This is a genomic window from Enterobacter sp. RHBSTW-00994, assembly GCF_013782625.1.
GTDB lineage: Bacteria > Pseudomonadota > Gammaproteobacteria > Enterobacterales > Enterobacteriaceae > Enterobacter.
Genome location: NZ_CP056199.1, coordinates 731812 through 756335, shown reverse-complemented (window position 1 = coordinate 756335; position 24524 = coordinate 731812). Strand labels below are relative to the sequence as shown.

Annotated in this window: 17 protein-coding genes; 13 read left to right on the top strand and 4 right to left on the bottom strand. The window is 52.7% G+C overall.

Annotated features, from left to right (window positions below; translation table 11 throughout):
* Window positions 1–22 precede the first annotated feature (22 nt).
* Together HV346_RS03600 and araC are read right to left on the bottom strand one after the other, a co-directional pair.
* Complete coding sequence (locus HV346_RS03600) at window positions 23–790, bottom strand: DedA family protein (RefSeq protein ID WP_181622227.1); 768 nt, start codon at window positions 788–790, stop codon at window positions 23–25.
* Window positions 791–918: 128 nt separating this feature from the next.
* On the bottom strand, window positions 919–1764 hold the full coding sequence (gene araC, locus HV346_RS03595; protein WP_181622226.1) for an arabinose operon transcriptional regulator AraC: 846 nt from the start codon (window positions 1762–1764) through the stop codon (window positions 919–921).
* Window positions 1765–2099: 335 nt separating this feature from the next.
* Between araC and araB the strand changes: the two genes are divergently transcribed.
* The 7 genes from araB (at window position 2100) to HV346_RS03560 (ending at window position 16092) form a co-directional block, all read left to right on the top strand.
* Window positions 2100–3809 (top strand): ribulokinase, encoded by a 1710-nt coding sequence (gene araB, locus HV346_RS03590; protein ID WP_181622225.1) that lies wholly within the window; start codon window positions 2100–2102, stop codon window positions 3807–3809.
* 10 nt (window positions 3810–3819) lie between these two features.
* Window positions 3820–5322, top strand: a complete 1503-nt coding sequence (araA, locus tag HV346_RS03585) for an L-arabinose isomerase (protein ID WP_181622224.1) — start codon at window positions 3820–3822, stop codon at window positions 5320–5322.
* Window positions 5323–5374: 52 nt separating this feature from the next.
* Window positions 5375–6070 (top strand): L-ribulose-5-phosphate 4-epimerase, encoded by a 696-nt coding sequence (gene araD, locus HV346_RS03580; protein WP_181622223.1) that lies wholly within the window; start codon window positions 5375–5377, stop codon window positions 6068–6070.
* 116 nt (window positions 6071–6186) lie between these two features.
* Entirely contained in the window at window positions 6187–8544 is a 2358-nt protein-coding gene (polB, locus tag HV346_RS03575) for a DNA polymerase II (protein ID WP_181622222.1), read from the top strand.
* A gap of 127 nt (window positions 8545–8671) precedes the next feature.
* Entirely contained in the window at window positions 8672–11578 is a 2907-nt protein-coding gene (gene rapA / locus HV346_RS03570) for an RNA polymerase-associated protein RapA (protein WP_181622221.1), read from the top strand.
* 12 nt (window positions 11579–11590) lie between these two features.
* Window positions 11591–12250, top strand: a complete 660-nt coding sequence (gene rluA, locus HV346_RS03565; RefSeq protein ID WP_181622220.1) for a bifunctional tRNA pseudouridine(32) synthase/23S rRNA pseudouridine(746) synthase RluA — start codon at window positions 11591–11593, stop codon at window positions 12248–12250.
* A 116-nt stretch (window positions 12251–12366) separates the two neighbouring features.
* Complete coding sequence (locus HV346_RS03560; protein WP_181622219.1) at window positions 12367–16092, top strand: S6 family peptidase; 3726 nt, start codon at window positions 12367–12369, stop codon at window positions 16090–16092.
* Window positions 16093–16127: 35 nt separating this feature from the next.
* Here the strand turns inward: HV346_RS03560 and djlA are convergent, their stop codons facing one another.
* The gene (gene djlA / locus HV346_RS03555; RefSeq protein WP_181622218.1) at window positions 16128–16946 is read right to left on the bottom strand and encodes a co-chaperone DjlA; all 819 of its coding nucleotides are present in this window, start codon (window positions 16944–16946) and stop codon (window positions 16128–16130) included.
* 239 nt (window positions 16947–17185) lie between these two features.
* Between djlA and lptD the strand changes: the two genes are divergently transcribed.
* The 6 genes from lptD to apaH are packed head-to-tail and all read left to right on the top strand — an operon-like array spanning window position 17186 to window position 23915.
* Window positions 17186–19537: an LPS assembly protein LptD gene (lptD, locus tag HV346_RS03550; protein WP_181622217.1), complete on the top strand. Its 2352-nt coding sequence runs from the start codon at window positions 17186–17188 to the stop codon at window positions 19535–19537.
* 53 nt (window positions 19538–19590) lie between these two features.
* Window positions 19591–20877: a peptidylprolyl isomerase SurA gene (gene surA / locus HV346_RS03545; protein WP_181622216.1), complete on the top strand. Its 1287-nt coding sequence runs from the start codon at window positions 19591–19593 to the stop codon at window positions 20875–20877.
* Entirely contained in the window at window positions 20874–21863 is a 990-nt protein-coding gene (gene pdxA / locus HV346_RS03540) for a 4-hydroxythreonine-4-phosphate dehydrogenase PdxA (RefSeq protein ID WP_181623686.1), read from the top strand. The genes surA and pdxA overlap by 4 nt, the downstream gene beginning before the upstream one ends.
* Window positions 21860–22681 (top strand): 16S rRNA (adenine(1518)-N(6)/adenine(1519)-N(6))-dimethyltransferase RsmA, encoded by an 822-nt coding sequence (gene rsmA, locus HV346_RS03535; protein WP_181622215.1) that lies wholly within the window; start codon window positions 21860–21862, stop codon window positions 22679–22681. The genes pdxA and rsmA overlap by 4 nt, the downstream gene beginning before the upstream one ends.
* 3 nt (window positions 22682–22684) lie before the next feature.
* On the top strand, window positions 22685–23062 hold the full coding sequence (apaG, locus tag HV346_RS03530; protein ID WP_181622214.1) for a Co2+/Mg2+ efflux protein ApaG: 378 nt from the start codon (window positions 22685–22687) through the stop codon (window positions 23060–23062).
* Window positions 23063–23066: 4 nt separating this feature from the next.
* Window positions 23067–23915: a bis(5'-nucleosyl)-tetraphosphatase (symmetrical) ApaH gene (gene apaH / locus HV346_RS03525; RefSeq protein ID WP_181622213.1), complete on the top strand. Its 849-nt coding sequence runs from the start codon at window positions 23067–23069 to the stop codon at window positions 23913–23915.
* 37 nt (window positions 23916–23952) lie between these two features.
* Here the strand turns inward: apaH and folA are convergent, their stop codons facing one another.
* Window positions 23953–24432 (bottom strand): type 3 dihydrofolate reductase, encoded by a 480-nt coding sequence (gene folA, locus HV346_RS03520; RefSeq protein WP_181622212.1) that lies wholly within the window; start codon window positions 24430–24432, stop codon window positions 23953–23955.
* Between the last annotated feature and the right edge of the window lie 92 nt (window positions 24433–24524).

Sequence of the window (24524 nt, the reverse complement as noted above, 5' to 3'; positions counted from 1 at the left end):
AGCAGAACAGAGGGCTCGTCAGTTATCGGCTTACCACTTTCAATAAAATCTCAGAATAGACCGGCATCAACGGGTGACGAATAAGCGCCACCAGTGCGACCACTGCAATACCCAACATTAGCGGTGCAAGCCAGAGTAAACGTGAGCGAGGCAGAAAATGCGTCAGGCGATCCACTGCCGCTTTACCACTGCGCCACAGTCGCCAGCACAACCACACCGCCAGCCACAACAGCACTGCCGTCGCCAGCAACAGCCATTTAAAATGGCCGCTTTGCATATCGGCAGGAATATCAATGGCGGCCCCGGCCAGAATCCCCGGCAAGAAATAGAAAGGCGGCCAGAACACACAGCCAATGATGTTGGGCAGGATAAATTTCGATACGGGAAGATCCAGCATCCCTGCGACCATCGGCACTAACGGGCGTGTTGGCCCCACAAACCGACCGACCAGAATGGTGAACATGCTGTGCTGATGAAGAGCGTGCTCGGTTTTATCCAGCAGCGCTTTATTCTTTTTCATGAATGACCAGCGGTGCAGCGGTCTCTTAAAACGCCAGCCCAGCCAGAAAGAGATCCAGTCCCCCAGCAAACAACCGATAATACCGGCCAGCCACGCCTGCCAGAAATTTACCTCGCCGCTACCAATAAGCGCGCCGAGGCCCGCCATCATAACCGTGCCAGGTAGAATCAGCCCAACCAGCGCCAGCGACTCAAGAAACGCCACCAGCGCAACCGCGATCAGCGAATACATAACGGACTGAGTAATAAAATGTTCCAGCAATGCCTGCATAACTATTCCGGTCAGAAAACGAAGCAGGGATTCTGCAAAGAGGTCCCTGGCACGTCAAGACAACAATTGTCTAAATAGTTTACTGGCTGTGATGAAACTTCACCTGCGTGTTTATCTTTTTTTACTTTTCATTCACATCCTGCACGGAATTCACTGGGGCTCGCACCGGTACATTTCTTAAAAACACGCGAGAAATAAAGCTGATCCTCAAAGCCCACATTTCGTCCTACGGTTGCGATAGGCATTCGGGTCGTACTGAGCAACAGTTTCGCCTGGCTGATACGTTGATCTTCACGCCAGCTCAACACACTGACTCCCAGTTGCTGACGAAACAAATGTGACAAACGTGACGGTGACAGGCAGACGTGCTGGGCAACGCTGGCGATATCGAACTGACTATCTGCCAGATGGTCGCTGATGTACTGACAGGCATCGCGGACCCGGTTATCCAGCGGTGGATTGAGCGATTCGTTGATGGCCTCCATACGCCGTAGTAGCACCTGTTCCAGCAGATTAATCGCCAGCAGTTCTGCATAACGTCCCCCTGCCTGCCCGGCCTCGATAATCTGGGCGAATAATTCCCGGAACTGAGTCAGATGAGCTTCATCAGGACGATAGAAACCCGTATGGGCAAAAATAGCGGGCCAGGAGAGCCACTCCTGCCAGTAGGCGCGGGGGCGGAAATAGACCCACTGGTGATACCACTCTTTAGCATCCGGATGACGCCCGTAATGGTGAATTTCACCCGGCGGGAACAGCAACATATCGCCAGGACGGCAGACAAACTGCTGGTCATTATTTTTGATCACCCCTTCACCACGCACAGTCAGGTTCAAAATAAACCCTTTCATTCCCAGCGGTCGATCAACGAAAAAATCGAGATAGCCTTCCGATTCAATCGGGGTCAGCCCCGCGACCAGATGGGCATTAAATGAGTAGCCCGGCAGTAAGGGGTCATTTTGCGTTTCGGCCATATTTCAGTTCTCCCGGCAGTCCCGAAGGAAACCAATTGTCCATATCTAAAAAAGCAGTATAAAAACGGGCCTCTGAAAGCACTAAAAAGTATCACTTCGCTTTTAGGTCCGCCTTAACTCAGCCCTTCCCCCTGATTTATCCGTTGATGAGCGCGGATCAGCAGTAACAAAAGTGTCTATAACTGCGGCAGAAATGTCCACATTGAATATTTGCACGGCGTCACACTTTCAACCGCAACAGCACGTTAGTCCATAAGATTAGCGGATCCTGCCTGACGATTTTCGCCCCCAGTCTCTAATGTTCTTTCATACCTGTTTTTTGATGGAGCAACACCATGGCAATTGCGATTGGCCTCGATTTTGGCAGCGACTCAGTTCGCGCCCTGGCAGTGGAGTGTACAACTGGCCAGGAAATAGCAACCAGCGTTGAGTGGTATCCGCGCTGGCAGGAAGGGCGCTACTGCGATGCGCCAAACAACCAGTTCCGTCATCACCCGCGTGATTACATTGAGTCGATGGAAGCAGCAATTAAGACCGTACTGGCGGAATTGAATGAAGCTCAGCGTGCGCAAATCGTCGGGATTGGCGTCGACAGTACTGGCTCAACACCCGCCCCTGTTGATGCTGAGGGCCGGGTTCTGGCCCTTCGCCCTGAATTTGCCGATAACCCAAACGCCATGTTCGTATTGTGGAAAGACCATACCGCCGTCGAAGAAGCAGAAGCCATCACCCGTTTGTGCCATCAGCCAGGCAAAACTGATTATTCCCGCTATATCGGGGGAATTTATTCCAGTGAGTGGTTCTGGGCGAAAATTTTACATGTCACGCGCGCCGACAGGGCCGTTGCACAGGCCGCAGTCTCGTGGATTGAACTCTGCGACTGGGTTCCGGCACTCCTTTCCGGCATAACGCGTCCGCAGGACATCCGCCGTGGTCGTTGCAGCGCCGGGCATAAATCGCTGTGGCATGAGAGCTGGGGTGGGCTGCCACCCGCTGCGTTCTTTGATGAACTCGATCCGATCATCAATAAAAATCTCACGTATCCCCTGTTTACGGATACATACACCGCAGACATGCCTGTTGGCACACTGTGTGACGAGTGGGCCAAACGCCTGGGCTTGCCGAAAAATGTGACGATTTCAGGTGGCGCATTTGACTGCCATATGGGCGCAGTCGGCGCAGGTGCACAGCCAAATACGCTGGTCAAAGTCATTGGGACGTCAACCTGCGACATCCTGACGGCCGATAAAGCGAGCGTGGGTGACCGCGCAGTGAAAGGCATTTGCGGCCAGGTGGACGGGAGTGTCGTTCCTGACTTTATCGGACTGGAGGCAGGTCAATCAGCATTTGGTGATATCTACGCCTGGTTTGGTCGCGTATTAGGCTGGCCGCTTGATCAGCTGGCCGCAGCACATCCTGAGCTGAAGGCACAAATCGCCGCCAGTAAAAAACAGTTACTGCCGCAACTCACCGATGCCTGGGCACAAAATCCATCACTTGATCACCTCCCGGTCGTGCTCGACTGGTTTAACGGTCGCCGGACGCCGTTTGCCAACCAGCGTCTGAAAGGGGTGATTACCGATCTCAACCTGGCCACCGATGCTCCGGCTCTGTTTGGTGGCCTGATTGCCGCCACTGCTTTTGGCGCACGCGCCATTATGGAGTGCTTCACCGAACAAGGGATCGACGTTAACAACGTGCTGGCACTGGGCGGGATCGCCCGTAAAAACCCGGTGATCATGCAGGCCTGCTGCGACGTTCTTAACCGTCCGCTACAAATTGTGGCCTCCGATCAGTGCTGTGCACTGGGGGCCGCTATTTTCGCTGCGGTAGCCGCAGGTGTTCATGCAGACATTCCGACAGCGCAGAAACAGATGGCAAGCGCCGTTGAAAATACGCTTCAGCCACGCGCCGAGCAGGCTCAACGCTTTGAACAACTTTATCAGCGCTACCAGCAATGGTCGAAAAGCGCCGAACTTCACTATCTCCCTGTCGCCGCCCCGGCCAAACACACCGCGGACACTACGGCAACCCTGACACATTAAGGACACAATAATGACCATTTTTAATAATTATGAAGTGTGGTTTGTCATTGGCAGCCAGCACCTGTACGGGCCGGAAGCACTGCGTCAGGTGACACAACATGCAGAGCATGTCGTGAATGCACTGAATGCAGAAGCAAAACTGCCGTGCAAACTCGTGTTAAAGCCACTGGGAACATCTCCCGATGAGATCACCCATATTTGCCGCGATGCAAACTACGATGACAAATGTGCAGGCATGGTGGTGTGGCTGCACACCTTCTCTCCGGCCAAAATGTGGATCAACGGCCTGACCATCCTTAATAAACCACTGCTGCAATTCCATACCCAGTTCAACGCTTCCCTTCCGTGGGACAGCATTGATATGGACTTTATGAACCTGAACCAGACTGCGCACGGCGGCCGCGAGTTCGGTTTCATCGGCGCACGTATGCGCCAGCAGCATGGTGTGGTGACTGGTCACTGGCAGGATCAACATGCGCAACAGCGCATCGGCTCCTGGATGCGCCAGGCGGTCTCCAGACAGGATACCCGCCACCTGAAAGTGGTGCGTTTTGGCGACAACATGCGTGAAGTTGCAGTGACCGACGGCGACAAAGTCGCCGCGCAGATCAAGTTCGGCTTCTCCGTGAATACCTGGGCGGTGGGCGATCTGGTACAGGTCGTGAACGAGATTACTGACGGGGAAGTCAGCGCGCTGGTCGATGAATACGAAAGTAGCTATCGCCTGACCGCAGCCGCGCAGATACACGGTGACAAACGTCAAAACGTACTGGATGCGGCACGCATCGAACTGGGGATGAAGCGTTTCCTGGAACAGGGCGGCTTCCATGCCTTTACCACCACGTTTGAAGATCTCCATGGCCTGAAACAACTTCCAGGCCTTGCAGTACAACGTCTGATGCAGCAGGGCTATGGCTTTGCTGGCGAAGGCGACTGGAAAACCGCCGCCCTGCTTCGCATCATGAAGGTGATGTCAACCGGTCTGCAGGGCGGCACTTCCTTTATGGAGGATTACACCTACCACTTCGAGAACGGCAATGATCTGGTGCTCGGCTCGCATATGCTGGAAGTGTGTCCTTCTATCGCGGTCGAAGATAAGCCGATCCTCGATGTTCAGCACCTCGGCATCGGAGGCAAAGCCGATCCGGCACGCCTGATCTTCAACACCCGTACCGGACCGGCGATCAACGCCAGCCTGATCGATCTGGGCGATCGCTTCCGCCTTCTGGTGAACTGCGTCGATGCTGTCGAAACCCCGCACGCACTGCCGAAACTGCCGGTCGCTAACGCACTGTGGAAAGCACAGCCTGATCTACCAACAGCTTCCGAAGCCTGGATTGTGGCCGGTGGCGCACACCACACCGTCTTCAGCCACGCGCTGGATCTGAACGATATGCGTCAGTTTGCAGAACTCCACGATATTGAGCTGACGGTGATCGATAACGATACCCGTCTGCCGGCATTCAAAGATGCACTGCGCTGGAACGAAGTCTATTTCGGTTCAAAACGTTAACAGGGGAACCTTTGGCCTGCCGCAGGGTGGGCCTCTTTTCCTGGAGGATTGCATGTTAGAAGATCTTAAACGTCAGGTGCTTGAAGCCAACCTGGCGCTGCCGAGGCATAACCTCGTGACGCTGACCTGGGGCAACGTCAGCGCAGTCGACCGTGACAAAGGGGTATTCATTATCAAGCCTTCTGGCGTCGATTACAGCGCGATGACGGCGGAAGATATGGTGGTGGTCAGCATCGCGACCGGTGACGTTGTGGAAGGGAAGAAAAAACCCTCTTCCGATACCCCGACCCACCGTCTGTTGTACCAGTCATTCCCGTCCATTGGCGGTATTGTGCATACCCATTCTCGCCATGCGACCATCTGGGCTCAGGCCGGACAATCTATCCCGGCGACGGGCACAACGCATGCAGACTATTTTTATGGCACGATCCCCTGCACGCGGAAAATGACCGATGCGGAAATCAACGGCGAGTACGAATGGGAAACAGGCAATGTGATCGTTGAAACCTTTGAAAAACAGGGTATCGGCGCCGCACAAATGCCAGGCGTGCTGGTGCACTCTCACGGCCCGTTCGCATGGGGAAAAGATGCGGAAGATGCAGTGCATAATGCCATCGTGCTGGAGGAAGTGGCCTATATGGGGATTTTCTGCCGCCAGCTCTCACCGCAACTGCCGGATATGCAACAAACGTTGCTGGATAAACATTACCTGCGTAAACACGGCGCAAAAGCCTATTACGGGCAGTAATAATCTCCCCCTTCGGGACGAGTGATTATCCGGCAAATCACACCTGTATAAAACCACAGCATAACCCCCTCAACCAGGCTATACTCACGCCTGGTTTTATTTCAGGGGATAACGGCGTGACGCAGGCACAAGCTGGCTTTTTACTGACCCGTCACTGGCGGGACACTCCGCAGGGGACAGAAGTCGAGTTCTGGCTGGCAACAGATAATGGCCCGCTAAACGTGACGCTACCGCCGCAGGAATCTGTCGCCTTTATCCCCGAGTCTGATGTCGAAAAAGCCAAACACATGTTGCGGGGCGAAAACGGCTGGCGCATCACCCCACTGGCGCTGAAAGACTTCCATCGTCAACCTGTTTACGGCCTTTATTGTCGCGCCCATCGCCAGTTAATGCGCTATGAAAAGCTGCTGCGGGAAACGGGTATCACCTTATACGAAGCCGATATTCGTCCCCCCGAACGTTTCCTGATGGAACGGTTTATTACCGCACCAGTCTGGGTTGATGGAACACCGCAAGGCAAACGCCTGGTTAATGCCCGCCTTAAACCGAACCCGGACTATCGTCCGCCACTGAAGTGGGTCTCGCTGGATATCGAAACCACACGCCATGGCGAGCTGTACTGCATCGGCCTGGAAGGATGCGGGCAACGGGTTGTGTATATGCTCGGACCGCCCAATGGCGACGCCGCTGCGCTCGATTTCCAGCTTGAGTATGTGAATAGCCGTCCGCAACTGCTGGAGAAGCTTAACCACTGGTTTGTTGAGCATGATCCTGATGTGATCATCGGCTGGAACCTCGTCCAGTTTGACCTGCGTGTTCTGCAAAAACATGCCGAACGCTACCGTATTCCCCTGATGCTGGGGCGCGACAACACCGAAATTGAATGGCGTGAACACGGCTTTAAAAACGGCGTATTTTTCGCACAGGCCAATGGCCGTTTGTTTATCGACGGCATCGAAGCCCTGAAGTCGGCCTTCTGGAGTTTCTCGTCATTCTCTCTTGAGACCGTCTCCCAGGAACTGCTCGGCGAAGGGAAATCTATCGATAATCCCTGGGACAGAATGGATGAGATTGACCGGCGTTTTAACGAAGATAAACCCGCCCTGGCGACCTATAATCTGAAAGATTGCGAGCTGGTTACGCGGATTTTTCACAAAACAGAGATCATGCCCTTCCTGCTGGAACGCGCAACCGTCAATGGACTGGCGGTGGACAGGCACGGAGGATCTGTCGCCGCATTCGGCCACCTGTATCTGCCGCGAATGCATCGGGCTGGGTACGTTGCCCCCAACCTCGGTGAAATCCCTCCGCAGGCAAGCCCCGGCGGTTATGTCATGGATTCCCGCCCCGGCCTGTACGACTCTGTCCTGGTGCTGGATTACAAAAGCCTTTACCCGTCGATTATTCGCACCTTCCTTATCGATCCGGTTGGTTTGATAGAAGGCATGGCGCAACCGGATGATGCACACAGCACAACGGGCTTTCTTGGCGCATGGTTTTCCCGTGAAAAACACTGCCTGCCTGACATCGTCAGCCAAATCTGGCACGGGCGTGATGAGGCCAAACGTCACGGCAATCAACCGCTGTCGCAGGCGCTAAAAATTATCATGAATGCCTTTTACGGCGTGCTCGGAACCAGCGCGTGCCGGTTCTTCGATCCGCGCCTCGCCTCGTCAATCACCATGCGCGGGCATGAGATCATGCGCCAGACCAAAGCACTGATTGAGTCTCAGGGCTATGACGTCATTTACGGTGATACCGACTCAACCTTCGTCTGGCTAAAACGTGCACACAATGAAGACGACGCCTCACGAATTGGCAAAAAACTGGTCGCTTTCGTCAATAGCTGGTGGCAAAACCATCTACAAAAAGAGCGATTAACCAGCGCATTAGAACTGGAGTTTGAAACCCATTTCAGCCGCTTTTTGATGCCGACCATTCGGGGAACCGATCAGGGTAGCAAGAAGCGTTACGCCGGGTTAATTCAGGAGGGTGAGGACCAGCGCATGGTGTTTAAAGGGCTGGAAACGGTGCGAACAGACTGGACGCCGCTGGCGCAGCAGTTCCAGCAAACGCTCTATCGGCGGATCTTTCGCAACGAGCCCTATCAGGATTATGTGCGTGAGACGATTGCCCGCCTGATGGCCGGTGAGCTGGATGATCAACTGGTGTACCGCAAACGCCTGCGCCGCCCACTGGCGGAATACCAGCGAAATGTCCCCCCGCACGTCCGTGCAGCACGTCTGGCTGATGAAGAAAACATTCGCCGTGGGCGTGCGCCACAGTATCAAAACCGTGGAACCATCAAGTACATATGGACCACCAGCGGCCCGGAACCGGTAGATTATCAACAATCGCCGCTTGACTACGAACACTACCTGACGCGCCAGCTGCAACCCGTCGCTGACGGAATTTTGCCCTTCATCGACGATGATTTTGCTACACTAGTGACAGGGCAACTTGGCTTATTTTGACGCGTGACGAAATCGCTGCCATCCAGTACCATAGCGCCCTTTCCATTCCCGGACCCATTTTTCGATACCGTCATTTATGACGGTGGTTGAACTATTGCCTGCAATTAAAGATTAGAGCCGAACAAATATGCCTTTTACACTTGGTCAACGCTGGATCAGCGATACAGAAAGCGAACTTGGATTGGGAACTGTGGTAGCGCTGGATGCGCGTATGGTGACACTCATGTTCCCCGCAACCGGTGAAAACCGTCTGTACGCACGCAATGACTCCCCGGTTACCCGCGTGATGTTCAACCCGGGCGACACCGTTTCCAGCCATGAAGGCTGGCAGCTGAAGATTGAAGACGTAAAAGAAGAGAATGGATTGCTCGCTTACATTGGCACACGTCTCGATACCGACGAGACTGATGTCATCCTGCGTGAAGTGCTGCTCGACAGCAAACTGGTTTTCAGCAAGCCGCAGGACCGCCTGTTTGCCGGTCAGATTGACCGCATGGACCGTTTTTCTCTGCGCTATCGCGCACGTAAGTATCAAAGTGAACAGTACCGCATGCCGTGGAGTGGCCTGCGCGGTCAGCGCACCAGCCTGATCCCACATCAGCTTAATATTGCCCATGATGTAGGCCGTCGCCACGCGCCACGCGTGCTGCTGGCAGACGAAGTTGGCCTGGGTAAAACCATTGAAGCCGGCATGATCCTGCATCAACAACTGCTCTCGGGCGCTGCCGAGCGCGTTCTGATTGTGGTTCCTGAAACGCTGCAACATCAGTGGCTGGTCGAAATGCTGCGCCGCTTTAATCTGCGTTTCTCGCTGTTCGATGACGAACGCTACGCTGAAGCCCAGCACGATGCGGACAACCCGTTCGAAACGGAGCAATTAGTGATCTGCTCGCTGGATTTCGTGCGCCGCAGCAAGCAGCGCCTGGAACACCTGTGCGATGCCGAATGGGATCTGATGGTCGTCGATGAAGCACACCATCTGGTCTGGAGTGAAGACGCCCCAAGCCGTGAATACATGGCCATTGAACAATTGGCTGAGCGCGTGCCTGGCGTTCTGCTGCTGACGGCAACCCCAGAACAGCTGGGCCTGGAGAGCCACTTTGCCCGTCTGCGCCTTCTTGATCCAAATCGTTTCCACGATTTTGAGCAGTTTGTTGAAGAGCAGAAAAACTATCGCCCGGTGGCTGACGCAGTCACGCTACTGCTGGCGGGTAAAAACTTATCGAATGATGAACTCAATACACTGAGCGATCTGATTGGTGAGCAGGACATCGAGCCGCTGTTACAGGCAGCAAACAGCGACAGTGACGACGCGGAATCCGCTCGTCAGGAACTGATCGCCATGCTGATGGACCGCCACGGAACCAGCCGCGTGCTATTCCGTAACACCCGTAACGGTGTTAAAGGCTTCCCGAAACGCGAACTGCATACCATCAAGCTTCCATTGCCGACCCAGTATCAAACGGCGATTAAAGTCTCCGGCATTATGGGTGCGCGTAAAACAGCGGAAGAACGTGCGCGCGATATGCTTTATCCGGAACAGATTTACCAGGAGTTCGAGGGCGATACTGGCACATGGTGGAACTTCGACCCGCGCGTTGAATGGCTGATGGGCTATCTGACTGCCCACCGCTCACAGAAAGTGCTGGTGATCTGCGCCAAAGCGGCAACCGCCCTGCAACTGGAGCAAGTGTTGCGCGAGCGCGAAGGTATTCGTGCAGCAGTGTTCCACGAAGGCATGTCTATTGTTGAGCGAGACCGTGCGGCAGCCTGGTTCGGTGAAGAAGACAGTGGTGCACAGGTTCTGCTGTGCTCTGAAATCGGTTCTGAAGGGCGTAACTTCCAGTTTGCCAGCAATCTGGTGATGTTCGATTTGCCGTTTAACCCGGACCTGCTGGAGCAACGTATTGGCCGTCTGGACCGTATTGGTCAGGCACACGATATTCAAATTCACGTCCCTTATCTGGAAAAAACAGCGCAGTCCGTTTTGGTACGCTGGTTCCACGAAGGGCTGGATGCATTTGAACATACCTGCCCGACAGGTCGCACCATTTACGATCAAGTGCATAGCGATCTGATCGGTTATCTGGCCGCCCCAGAAAATACTGACGGTTTCGATGAGTTGATCAAATCCTGCCGCGAGAAACACGACGCGCTGAAAGTTCAACTGGAGCAGGGGCGTGACCGCCTGCTGGAGATCCACTCCAATGGTGGAGAGAAAGCCCAGGCGCTGGCAGAAAGTATCGAAGAACAAGATGATGACACCAGCCTGATCAGTTTCTCTATGAACCTGTTTGATATCGTTGGCATCAATCAGGACGACCGTGGCGAGAACATGATTGTCCTGACACCATCCGATCACATGCTTGTGCCTGATTTCCCAGGCCTGCCGGAAGATGGCTGCACCATCACCTTCGAACGTGACGTGGCGCTGTCCAGGGAAGATGCACAGTTCATTACCTGGGAACATCCGCTGATCCGCAATGGACTGGATCTGATTTTGTCAGGTGATACTGGCAGCAGCACCATTTCACTGCTGAAGAACAAAGCCTTGCCGGTAGGTACGTTGCTGGTGGAGCTTATCTACGTTGTTGAAGCGCAAGCGCCAAAACAGTTACAGCTAACCCGCTTCCTGCCGCCAACGCCTGTGCGCCTGCTACTGGATAAAAACGGTACAAACCTGGCTGCGCAGGTCGAGTTCGAAAGCTTTAACCGTCAGCTCAGTGCGGTCAACCGCCACACGGGCAGCAAGCTGGTGAATGCGGTACAGCAAGATGTCCACGCGATTCTGCAACTGGGTGAGTCTCAGGCTGAAAGCGCGGCCAGAGCGTTGATTGACACGGCACGAAGCGAGGCGGATGAGAAGCTGTCTGCCGAGTTATCTCGTCTGGAAGCCCTGAAAGCAGTGAACCCGAACATTCGTGATGACGAACTTGCTGCTATTGAAAGCAATCGCCAGCAGGTTCTGGAAAGCCTGGATCAGGCTGGCTGGCGTCTGGATGCACTGCGTCTTATCGTCGTGACACACCAGTAAGCGGAGCACAAGATGGTAATGGAGCCCTACAATCCCCCGATGGAGCCCTGGCTGGTCATCCTGTATCAGGATGAACACATTATGGTGGTCAACAAGCCGAGTGGCCTGTTATCCGTCCCTGGGCGTCTTGAAGAGCACAAAGACAGCGTGATGACGCGCATTCAGCGCGATCATCCGCAGGCTGAGTCTGTCCATCGCCTTGATATGGCAACCAGCGGCGTGATTGTGGTGGCTCTGAATAAAGAGGCTGAGCGTGAACTCAAGCGGCAGTTTCGCGAACGTGAGCCGAAAAAACAGTATGTGGCGCGCGTCTGGGGTCACCCGGAAAAAGCAGAAGGTCTGGTAGATTTACCGCTGATTTGCGACTGGCCGAACAGGCCAAAGCAAAAGGTCTGCTACGAAACCGGCAAAGCAGCGCAAACCGAGTATGAAGTGCTGGAGTACGCGCCCGACAATACTGCGCGCATACTGCTTAAACCGATTACCGGGCGCTCGCATCAGCTTCGTGTCCATATGCTTGCCATCGGCCATCCGATTCTGGGAGACCGATTCTACGCGCCACCAGAAGCGCTGGCATTAGCGCCGCGGTTACAACTGCATGCGCAAATACTGACCATTACCCATCCGATTTTCGGTAATGCGATGACGTTTAAAGCTCCGGTGGATTTCTAAAATATAACTGAGTTGTATATATTAAGATAAACAAAATTCACAAATTAATAAAAACCAAACCGCCAGAAATCGGATAAAAATATAATCCCCCCCTTATTTTTGTAAGGGGCTGATTAATGAAATGGGAAAAAAAACTGCTTGCCAGTTTTATCTCTTTTGCGCTTTGTGATGCTAACGCAAGTGTGATGCGTGAAGACGTTTCCGTGCAGGATTACAGAGATTTTGCTGAAAACAAAGGGAAGTACAGCCCTGGCACGACAGGGATCGTGGTGTATAAAACGGATGGAACTGTTGCAGGGACACTCGATTTTCCAGTGCCTGATTTTAGCGTATCAGATAGTCTGGGTATCGCGACGCTGGTCGGCCCATCTTATATCACCAGCGTAAAGCATAATGGGGGTTATACTTCTGTTGATTTCGGGAACAATGCAAAATTCAAGACGAAATATGTCCTGATTAACCGTAATAATCACCCTGTCGTTCCTGAATATAATATAGACTTTCACGTACCACGACTTAATAAAGTGGTGACAGAAAGCGCTCCGACGCCAATTCTTAAAGACAGCAGTGCTTTAAAAGAGAAATCACGTTATACATGGTATACGCGAGTCGGTTCTGGCACACAGAAGCAGGTTGTTCCAGGGACAAATAATGTCACAACATTAACGGGTGCCTATAACTGGGTTACTGGTGGTATGTTTACAAACCCGGTATTCGAAAATGCTTACCGGTTACGTTGGGTAAACTACGGTCCGCCTAATCCACAAGCACTCCCTTTTAGTTCAGCGGTGCAATCAGGAGACAGTGGAAGCCCTGTTTTCGTTTACGACAATCAGGATAAAATATGGAAACTGATTGGAGTATCTCCATGGATAAGTGGGAGTACCCCTTATTCCGTCAATAGTTACAATCTTTATTTCCGTAACGATTTTTATCAGAGTGTATTAGCTAAAAACACCGATCCCGATGTAACGGACAGCGCTGAGAACGGCAGCATAATATGGCGCAGTGATAATATTTCTCAAGGTGCCGCAAACTGGCAATGGCATGGAGTTGCGAACAAAGAATTACCTTCCCAGTCAACAAATGCTGAGCTAGATGCCACCAAAGATCTCCGTTTTAATGGTGACGGGGGGACAATCGTTCTTGAGCAATCCGTCAATCATGGTGCGGCTAAGCTCCAGTTTTCAAATGACTACATCGTCAAACCTGCTGAAGGACAAAACTATACCTGGGTCGGTGGTGGTGTAGAAGTCGATGCGGATAAAACCGTCAACTGGCAGGTTAATGGTCTGGCTGGCGATACACTTCATAAAATCGGCGCGGGTACACTTTATGTTAACGCAGAAGGTATCAACGGCGGTGCGCTAAATGTCGGTGATGGTACTGTTGTATTAGCACAACGTGTCGATGAGAAGGGTCAACGTCAGGCCTTTTCAACTATCACGCTGGTAAGTGGCCGCCCTACCGTACAACTGGCGGGCGAAGGTCAAATCACGGCTGATAACGTCCAGTTTGGCTTCCGTGGCGGTAATATTGATCTCAACGGTTACGATATGACCTTTGACGAAATCAAACACAACGATAACGGTGCTACCCTTCTCAACAATAATAACCAGCAACGCTCTACGCTCACGCTCTCTTCTGACAAAGACCGGTTGTTTATTGGTGAAATCGGTGCTGCTGAGAGCCAGAGGAATCTTGATATTGTCGTATCCACTGAGGAAAGCAAAACGCGAACGCTGGCGGGTAATGTCGCAGTCAATACGTTGTCCCTCACTAACGGCAATCTGATCCTGCGCGGGCGTCCAACCCCGCATGCTAATAATATCGTGTTTAGCAACGACTGGATTGATAGCACCTTTGCTGTCACGACCACAACCGTTAGCAGTAATACGTCCCTGATGGTGGGTGAGCATGGCGACTTGAGCAGCAATGTGAATATAAGCGACAACGCAGAACTGATACTGCAAAGCCGGAGTAAATTCAGCGGTTCAGCCTTACTTGCCGAAAATGCCACATTGCGCGTTATTCAAGACAGTTCACTGGATCAAAGCACCGATGGCTTTAATGACGTTGAAATTACCGCTGACATCGGCGGAGACGGCAAACTGGTGAAAGAGGGAAACGGAATCCTGTGGTTCACGGGTAATGGCGATTGGACGGGAGGTACAACAATCAATGCAGGGCAACTGGCACTAAATGGTCGTCTCTCCTCTTCACTCACGATGGGCAGTGGGACACTGTTAAGTGGCTCTGGAACCACGGCCGATATCACGCTTGGCAACAACGCGGTGATTTATCCCGGCTGGCAGCGCGAAACACCCGAAATCTTACTGAAAGCTAGCGTGTTCGAACCAGAAACCCTGAACATTAACGGTACGCTGACCACTGGCAGCAATAGTCAGGCGGTTCTGCGCACACAGCTCGGTACAGCCAGCAGCCTTTCCGACCGTCTGGTGATCAATGGCGATATCAGCGGAAATGAACCGCTGTGGCTCAATCTCTCACTTTCGGGAGAAACCCTGAATACCGATACCAACAACAATGGTAAAGCCGATGCGCAAGAAGGTGTCTCGCTGGTGCAGGTAAACGGCAGTGTCAGTAAGGAAAGCGTTAAGCTCAGCGGTGGTTATGTTGCGATGGGGGCATGGCGCTATTCACTTTATGCCTTCGCACCAGGGAAAAGCGATGCAGGTGATAATCTCACCTCCGGCAAGCGATATTGGGACTACCGTCTGCAAAACGATCTTCTTTTTGAAGGGGAAAACACCATCCCAGCCGAAGAGGTCGTTGACGAGCCAGACACACCAGCTGACGATGAACTGCCTGATGTAACACCGCCGGAGGATCTCCCTTCAGATCCAGAACAGCCCGCAGACAACGTTCGTCGTGCCGTTATCCCACAAGTACCGTCCTATCTGTCACTGCCGACGGCGCTACTGAACTACAACAATTCCCTGCGAAGCACACTTCACCAGCAAGCTATGCGGTCGGAGAAAGAAAATCTGGGCATCTTTATGGAATACTTCCATCAGGATGATCGCTATAACAGCAACCTGAGCTTCAGCCAGTTTGGTTACGATTTCGATCAAAAGGCAAACGGCTTCCTGTTTGGTGGGCGTGCAGCACACTGGCAAAGTCCTGATGAGTCACAGCACCTGTCCCTTAACGTCGCATGGTCAACGGCTGAGATTAGCGTCACACCACATGCGCAGGATGGAGAAAGCCAAGGGGATTACACGGCACATACATTGAGCACACTGACCGAATGGCGTCATGCTTCCGGCTGGTTCGGTGAACTACTGCTGGACGTATCTAAATACAGTGGTGATATCAGCACCACGCTGCGCGGTGAAAGTATTGCTAAAGTGAAAGCGAAAGGTCTGACCGCCGATCTGAACGTGGGGAAAGATCTCACCTTTGGCAAACATGTTGTCACTCCAGCGATAGGGGTGGGAGTACAGTACCTTGATATTGATGATATCGACGACGTTGATAATACGCACACGTCTTACGACAGTATCGTCCGTCCGCTCTATCACGTCGGTCTTGGTTATCGCTATCATCTTACTGATGCGCTGGAGTTCACAGCCGGTTCACAGGTGAACTGGGATGAAAATAATAATCCTGGCGTGACGATCTCCGGGAACAATGCGGATCAAAGCGCCGACTTTAGCGCCGCCACCCCAGGTAGCTATGCCAGTTTCAATCTGGGGATAAATGGAAAAGCTGCTGAAAACATTACGCTCTTTGCTAACGGTGGCTACCAAACCCGCCTGGGCGAGGCAGGTATTGACGGCTGGCAATTCAATACGGGTGTGAACGTGTCGTTCCGCTAAATCACAAAAACAAAGGGCCGCTTACGCGGCCCTGCTTATCTAAAACCTTTCTGCTCTTTTATCAACTCGTAGGCTTTCTGAATTTCCTGAGCTTTCTGCTTCGCCATTTCCATCATCTCTGGCGGCAAGCCTTTCGCCACCAGTTTGTCCGGATGGTGCTCGCTCATCAGCTTACGGTAGGCTCGTTTGATCGTCGTTGCCTCGTCTGTTGGCTTCACGCCCAGCACATTGCAGGCATCTTCCAGCGTTGGGCCACGCTGCGCCTGCTGCCAGCCACCACCAGAAGACTGCTGTTGCTGATACCCGCCACCAAACTGCGCGCCCCCCTGCATCATGCGCAGGAACTGATCGAACTGCATGCGGGAGATACCCAGCTCTTCGGCGATCACATATAAAACATCACGCTCATTAGGGTGCAGGGAGCCATCAGCGAATGCCGCCTGGATTTGGATCTCCAGAAACATCCGAATTAAATCAAAACGGCCAAAGCAGATGCTGCGGAACTGACGCATTTTTTCACGCAGTGGATAATTGTCCGCTTTACCAATGCGAAACGCATTTTGCGCCGCTACACGAGACTCCCCGTGCAGATTCATACGATCCATGAAGACGCTGGCAATCTGGATATCAGCTTCTGTCACACGCCCTTTCGATTTAGTGAGATGCCCCATCACTTCAAACGTGGTGGCAAAAAAGAGCGACTGACGCTCGCGCTGGTTGGCAAACCAGGCCATTTTACGGCTGCGCGCCTTGTCAAACATATGGCCAATAATGAGGCCCAGCACGATTCCCCAGAACCCAGCGCCCATCATTAATGCGAACGCAACACCGATTATTTTACCCCAATACTGCATATACTCCCCAAATAGTCAGGTTCCCGGTTCGACATCACGCCATCATTACAGTGGTCGAGCCACGGTCAATTGAGGGACATCGCCTATAATTTGCATTATCATACCCGTCATTCGATAGCGAGCCTAACACTCTGGTGCGCAAACGGGCAGGATTAACGCTGGCACTGCGCTAATGAGTAAGATAGTCTCTGAGCGTTTGTAAGCCGTAGCCACTGATGACGGAACACTAAATACAACGTATGAAAAAACGTATCCCCACCCTCCTGGCCACCATGATTGGCACAGCCCTGTATAGCCATCAGGGACTGGCAGCCGATCTCGCCTCGCAGTGTATGCTTGGCGTCCCAAGTTATAATCGCCCATTGGTGACGGGTGATACGAATAACTTGCCGGTAACAATTAATGCTGACAGCTCAAAAGGCACGTATCCTGACAACGCCACGTTCACGGGCAATGTGGATATTAATCAGGGCAACAGCCGTTTGCTGGCAGATGAAGTGCAGTTACACCAGAAGCAGCCGGAAGGTGCGGCCGAACCGGTTCGAACGGTGGATGCGCTGGGTAATGTGCACTACGACGACAATCAGGTCATCCTGAAAGGTCCGAAAGCCTGGTCCAACCTGAATACCAAAGATACTAACGTCTGGGAAGGTGACTACCAGATGGTAGGACGTCAGGGCCGTGGTCAGGCAGACTTGATGAAACAGCGCGGAGAAAACCGCTATACGATCCTGGAAAATGGCTCTTTCACCTCCTGTCTGCCAGGCTCGAATACCTGGAGTGTAGTGGGTAGCGAAGTCATCCACGATCGCGAAGAGCAGGTTGCGGAGATTTGGAACGCGCGTTTCAAACTCGGCCCCGTCCCCGTTTTCTATAGCCCATACCTGCAGTTGCCGGTAGGTGACAAGCGCCGTTCAGGCTTCCTGATCCCCAATGCCAAATACAGCACCTCGAACTATTTTGAGTTCTATCTGCCGTATTACTGGAACATTGCGCCGAACATGGATGCCACCATTACGCCGCACTATATCCACAAGCGCGGCAACATACAGTGGCAAAATGAATACCGCTATCTGACCCAGGCGGGTATTGGTCTGATGGAGTTTGACTATCTGCCTTCAGATAAAGTCTACCAGGACGACGTGAATAATCCGTCTGGCGACAACCGCCACCGTTGGATGTTCTACTGGCGTCATGACGGGGTGATGGACCAGGTGTGGCGTTTCAATGTCGACTACACCAAAGTCAGCGACTCAAGCTACTTTAACGACTTCGATTCGAAATACGGTTCGAGTACCGATGGCTATGCCACGCAGAAATTCAGCGTCGGTTATGCTCTGGAGAACTTTAACGCGACGGTCTCTACCAAAGAGTTCCAGGTCTTTAGTAACCAGACGAGCAGTACATACGGTGCTGAACCACAGTTAGACGTTAACTGGTATCAGAATGATGTCGGTCCGTTCGATACCCACGTTTACGCTCAGGCGGTGCACTTCATCAATACGAGTTCAAGTATGCCGGAAGCGACACGCGTCCACCTTGAACCGACCATTGATCTTCCGTGGGCGAACGACTGGGCAAGCCTGAACACCGAAGCTAAGCTGATGGCGACTCACTATCAGCAGAAAAATATTGATGATTACAACACCAGCAATAACGCTAATCTTGAAGAGTCGGTCAACCGTACGCTGCCGCAATTCAAGATGGACGGTAAGCTGATTTTCGAACGCGATATGACCGTAGCGGACGGATATACTCAGACGCTCGAACCTCGTATGCAGTACCTGTACGTGCCGTATCGTGATCAAAGTAACATCAACAACTACGACTCTTCTTTACTGCAGTCTGACTATAGCGGTCTGTTCCGCGACCGTGCATATGGCGGTCTTGACCGTATCGCATCAGCCAACCAGTTGACCTCGGGTGTTACATCTCGTGTTTATGATGATGCAGCCGTTGAACGTTTTAACGTTTCTGTTGGTCAAATCTACTATTTCACCGAGTCTCGCACCGGTGATGACAACATCAACTGGGAGAAAGACAACAAAACAGGCTCACTGGTATGGGCGGGTGATACCTACTGGCGCATGACTGACCGTTGGGGTTTACGCGGTGGTCTGCAATACGATACGCGTCTGAATAATGTTGCGACAAGCAGTGCGGCAATTGAGTATCGTCGTGATGAAGACCGGATGGTACAGTTGACTTATCGTTATGCCAGCCCGGAATACATTCAGGCAACATTACCCCAATACACTGCAGAGCAATACAAAGAAGGTATCTCGCAGGTGGGTGGTGCGGCAAGCTGGCCTGTCGCCGATCGCTGGTCGATTGTGGGCGCGTACTACTTTGACACCAACACCAATAAGTCAGCCGACCAGATGTTAGGTCTGCAATATAACTCCTGCTGCTATGCGCTGCGTGTAGGTTACGAACGCAAACTTAACGGCTGGAATACCAACAACAATCAGAGCAAATACGATAACGTCATCGGCTTTAATATCGAATTACGTGGCCTGAGCTCCAACTATGGTCTGGGCACGCAGCAAATGCTACGCTCGAACATTCTGCCGTACCGTACTTCTTTGTGATGTAGTTGATTTGCAACGTAATCCGCTTTGCGGTTAATTGAAATGGAAAAAGTATGAAGAACTGGAAAACGCTGCTGCTCGGTATCGCCATCGTTGCGAACACCAGCTTCGCGGCCCCCCAGGTTGTCGATAAAGTCGCCGCTGTGGTTAACAACGGCGTAGTGCTTGAAAGTGACGTTGATGGCTTGATGAAATCTGTGAAGCTCAACTCGGGCCAGGCAGGTCAACAACTTCCAGATGACGCAACGCTGCGCCACCAAATCCTGGAACGTCTGATCATGGATCAGATTGTCCTCCAGATGGGGCAGAAAATGGGCGTAAAGGTCACTGACGAGCAACTCGATCAGGCGATTGCTAACATTGCCAAACAGAACAACATGAGCATGGACCAGATGCGTAGCCGCCTGGCCTATGATGGCATCAGCTACCCAACGTATCGTAGCCAGATCCGCAAGGAAATGCTGATTTCAGAAGTGCGTAACAATGAAGTTCGTCGCCGTGTCACCATCCTGCCACAGGAAGTTGATGCCCTGGCGAAACAGGTTGGCAATCAAAATGATGCCAGCACCGAGCTGAACCTGAGCCACATTCTGATCCCACTGCCAGAAAACCCAACATCCGATCAAGCCGCTGAAGCAGAAAGCCAGGCGCGTTCAATCGTTGAGCAGGCTCGTAATGGCGGCGACTTCGGTAAACTGGCGATCACCTACTCTGCCGACCAGCAGGCGCTGAAAGGCGGCCAGATGGGCTGGGGTCGTATTCAGGAACTCCCTTCAATCTTTGCCCAGGCACTGAGCACGGCGAAGAAAGGCGATATCGTGGGTCCTATTCGTTCAGGCGTGGGTTTCCACATTCTGAAAGTGAATGACCTGCGTGGTCAGAGCCAGAGCATCTCCGTAACGGAAGTTCACGCACGTCATATCCTTCTGAAGCCATCTCCGATCATGACTGACGACCAGGCTCGTGTGAAGCTGGAGCAGATTGCAGCTGACATCAAGAGCGGTAAAACCTCCTTTGCGAATGCAGCAAAAGAGTTCTCTCAGGATCCCGGCTCAGCTAACCAGGGCGGTGACCTTGGTTGGGCAGCGTCAGATATTTACGATCCTGCTTTCCGTGATGCGCTGATGAAACTGAATAAGGGTCAGATGAGCGCTCCTGTGCATTCCACGTTTGGCTGGCACTTGATTGAACTGCTGGATACCCGCAACGTGGATAAAACCGACGCGGCGCAAAAAGACAGAGCTTACCGTATGCTGTTTAACCGTAAGTTCTCTGAAGAAGCAGCCACCTGGATGCAGGAACAACGCGCCAGCGCTTACGTGAAAATATTGAGCAACTGATGAAACAACATCGTGTTGTCATCACTCCCGGCGAACCCGCCGGGATTGGTCCGGACCTCGTCGTCCAGCTCGCCCAGCGTAGCTGGCCTGTCGAACTGGTCGTCTGCGCAGACGCAACACTGTTACAAGACCGGGCAACATTGCTCGGTCTGCCTTTAACGCTTCTGCCCTACGTTGAAGGCCAACCGCCTGTGCCACAGCAGGCTGGCTCGTTAACCCTTCTTTCCGTACCGTTGCGGTCACCCGTTATACCCGGCCAACTCAGCACAGAAAACGGTCATTACGTCGTCGAGACGCTCGCGCGCGCGTGTGATGGTTGTCTGAAGGGCGAGTTTGCCGCATTGATTACCGGACCAGTGCATAAAGGTGTGATTAACGAGGCGGGTATTCCCTTTACCGGCCACACTGAATTCTTCGAAGAGCGTTCGCAGAGTCCAAAAGTGGTGATGATGCTGGCGACCGAAGAAATGCGCGTCGCGCTGGTCACTACCCATCTGCCGATCAAAGCGATTCCGGATGCCATTACTCCCGCACTTCTGCGTGAGATCATCACGATTTTGCATCACGATCTGCAAACCAAATTCGGTATCGAACAGCCGCATGTTTTGGTATGTGGCCTGAACCCACATGCTGGAGAAGGCGGGCACATGGGCACGGAAGAGATCGATACCATCATTCCAGTGCTGGATGAAATGCGCGCGAAAGGGATGGATCTCAGCGGGCCGCTGCCTGCCGATACCCTTTTTCAGCCCAAGTATCTGGATAATGCCGACGCCGTGCTCGCGATGTACCACGATCAGGGCCTGCCCGTGCTAAAATACCAGGGCTTTGGCCGGGGTGTGAATATCACTCTCGGTCTACCTTTTATTCGAACGTCTGTTGACCATGGTACTGCGCTGGATTTGGCGGGTCAGGGAAAAGCAGATGTCGGCAGTTTTATTACGGCGCTTAATCTCGCCATCAAAATGATCACTAATACGCAATGACTAATCGAGTCCATCAGGGCCACTTAGCCCGCAAACGCTTCGGGCAAAACTTCCTCAACGATCAGTTTGTGATCGAAAGTATCGTCTCGGCTATCAATCCGCAAAAAGGCCAGGCTATGGTTGAAATCGGCCCAGGACTTGCGGCACTGACCGAACCTGTCGGTGAACGCCTCGACGAATTAACGGTTATCGAACTGGATCGCGATCTGGCCGCTCGCCTGCAAACGCATCCATTTTTGGGGCCAAAGCTGACGATTTATCAGCAAGATGCCATGACAATGAACTTTAGCGAGCTGTCTGAAAAGCTGGGTAAACCACTGCGCGTCTTTGGTAACCTGCCTTACAACATCTCTACGCCGCTTATGTTCCATCTGTTTAGCTATACTGATGCCATTGCCGACATGCATTTCATGTTGCAAAAAGAGGTCGTCAACCGACTGGTTGCCGGACCAAACAGTAAAGCGTATGGTCGACTGAGTGTTATGGCGCAGTACTACTGCCAGATTATCCCTGTGCTTGAAGTACCACCAACCGCCTTTACACCAGCACCAAAAGTAGATTCAGCCGTTGTTCGCCTGGTGCCGCACGCCACGATGCCGCATCCGGTTAAAGATTTGCGCGTACTGAGCCGTATCACGACGGAGGCATTTAACCAACGTCGTAAAACCATCCGCAACAGCCTCGGTAACTTGTTTACCGTCGAGGTATTAACGGAACTGGGTATCGATCCGGCCATGCGTGCAGAAAACATTTCCGTCGCGCAATACTGTCAGTTGGCGAATTACGTTAGCGACAACGCGCCGCCGAAGGAGAGTTAAGTCATGTATGATTCGCCCCGCGTCTGTGTTCATGTGCAAAGCATCTATATCGAATCGCAATCCACACCGGATGAAGAACGTTTTGTATTTGCTTACACCGTAACCATACGCAATCTGGGGCGGATGCCTGTGCAGTTGCTCGGGCGATACTGGCTTATCACTAATGGCAATGGCCGTGAAATCGAAGTCCAGGGTGAAGGTGTCGTGGGTGAACAACCCCACATCGCTCCTGGCGAAGAGTATCAGTACACCAGCGGTGCAGTGATAGAAACACCGCTGGGAACCATGCAAGGCCATTATGAAATGGTCGACGTCGATGGTAATGCCTTCCGCATTGCCATTCCTGTGTTCCGTCTCGCCGTCCCAACACTCATTCACTAATACAATGTCTACATATCTCATTGGCGACGTTCACGGTTGCTACGATGAACTGATCGCGTTGTTAAAACAGGTCGATTTTACACCTGGGCAAGATACGCTGTGGCTGACGGGCGACCTGGTTGCGCGCGGCCCTGGCTCTCTTGACGTCCTGCGCTACGTAAAATCACTGGGCGACTGCGTGCGCCTTGTTCTCGGCAATCATGATCTGCATCTGCTGGCCGTCTTTGCGGGGATCAGCCGTAATAAACCCAAAGATCGTATTTCACCGTTACTGGAAGCGCCGGACGCCGATGAGCTGCTCAACTGGCTCCGTCGCCAGCCATTGCTGCAAATTGATGAAGAGAAAAAACTGGTGATGGCTCACGCCGGGATCACTCCACAGTGGGATCTCGAAACGGCAAAAGCCTGTGCGCGTGACGTTGAAGCGGTTCTGGCAAGCGACTCCTATCCGTTCTTCCTCGATGCCATGTACGGCGATATGCCGAACAACTGGAGTGAGGAGTTAAGCGGTCTTGCCCGTTTGCGCTTTATCACTAATGCATTTACCCGCATGCGCTATTGCTTCCCGAACGGTCAGCTGGATATGTACTGCAAAGATACACCAGATAATGCCCCTTCCCCGCTAAAACCGTGGTTCGCTATTCCTGGCCCGGTAACAAATGAATACAGCGTGGTGTTTGGTCACTGGGCATCGCTTGAAGGGAAAGGCACGCCTGAAGGGATTTATGGACTGGATACCGGGTGCTGCTGGGGCGGAGAGCTCACCTGCTTACGCTGGGAAGATAAAACCTACTTTGTGCAGCCGTCGAACCGGCAACTGGACTTAGGGGAAAATGAGGCGGTCGCCTCCTGATACTTTTTAGCCTCCCCCGTCGGGGGAGGCTAATGACTTAACGGCGCTCCAGAATCTCGAAGCAGTAGCTGTGTGAGTTCTGCTCATCCGCATCATGGAATTCACTGAACACGGATTCCCACTCGTCCGGATCGTAATCCGGGAAATGGGTGTCCCCTTCCACTTCCGCATCAATATGCGTCAGATACAGCTTCTGCGCTTTCGGCAGGAACTGCTCGTACACACGACCACCACCGATAACCATGATCTCCTCGGCATTACCGCAGGCTGCAATCGCCTCTTCCACGGATGTTACCCACTCGACACGATCGTCAGTACCGGGCTTGCTACTGATAACGATATTCTTACGACCCGGCAATGGACGACCAATCGACTCCCAGGTCAGGCGGCCCATCACTACCGGCTTGTTTAACGTTGTACGTTTAAACCATGCGAGATCGGCAGGCAGGTTCCACGGCATGGCGTTTTCCATACCGATGACGCGGTCTACCGCCAGCGCTGCAATCAGACTGATCATTGAAAAATTCCCGGATGCAAAAAATTGCCGCCACTATACGGAAAGCATAATCTTTCGTCGACTACAGCCAGAGTAAAGAACGGGAAATTTTT

Coding starts and splice junctions, on each gene's coding strand:
- HV346_RS03560 (WP_181622219.1), top strand. CDS start 12,367: ATGAAATGGGAAAAAAAACTGCTTGCCAGTTTTATCTCTTTTGCGCTT.
- araC (WP_181622226.1), bottom strand. CDS start 1,764: ATGGCCGAAACGCAAAATGACCCCTTACTGCCGGGCTACTCATTTAAT.
- araB (WP_181622225.1), top strand. CDS start 2,100: ATGGCAATTGCGATTGGCCTCGATTTTGGCAGCGACTCAGTTCGCGCC.
- rsmA (WP_181622215.1), top strand. CDS start 21,860: ATGACTAATCGAGTCCATCAGGGCCACTTAGCCCGCAAACGCTTCGGG.
- araD (WP_181622223.1), top strand. CDS start 5,375: ATGTTAGAAGATCTTAAACGTCAGGTGCTTGAAGCCAACCTGGCGCTG.
- apaH (WP_181622213.1), top strand. CDS start 23,067: ATGTCTACATATCTCATTGGCGACGTTCACGGTTGCTACGATGAACTG.
- HV346_RS03600 (WP_181622227.1), bottom strand. CDS start 790: ATGCAGGCATTGCTGGAACATTTTATTACTCAGTCCGTTATGTATTCG.
- surA (WP_181622216.1), top strand. CDS start 19,591: ATGAAGAACTGGAAAACGCTGCTGCTCGGTATCGCCATCGTTGCGAAC.
- rluA (WP_181622220.1), top strand. CDS start 11,591: ATGGTAATGGAGCCCTACAATCCCCCGATGGAGCCCTGGCTGGTCATC.
- djlA (WP_181622218.1), bottom strand. CDS start 16,946: ATGCAGTATTGGGGTAAAATAATCGGTGTTGCGTTCGCATTAATGATG.
- folA (WP_181622212.1), bottom strand. CDS start 24,432: ATGATCAGTCTGATTGCAGCGCTGGCGGTAGACCGCGTCATCGGTATG.
- lptD (WP_181622217.1), top strand. CDS start 17,186: ATGAAAAAACGTATCCCCACCCTCCTGGCCACCATGATTGGCACAGCC.
- rapA (WP_181622221.1), top strand. CDS start 8,672: ATGCCTTTTACACTTGGTCAACGCTGGATCAGCGATACAGAAAGCGAA.
- apaG (WP_181622214.1), top strand. CDS start 22,685: ATGTATGATTCGCCCCGCGTCTGTGTTCATGTGCAAAGCATCTATATC.
- araA (WP_181622224.1), top strand. CDS start 3,820: ATGACCATTTTTAATAATTATGAAGTGTGGTTTGTCATTGGCAGCCAG.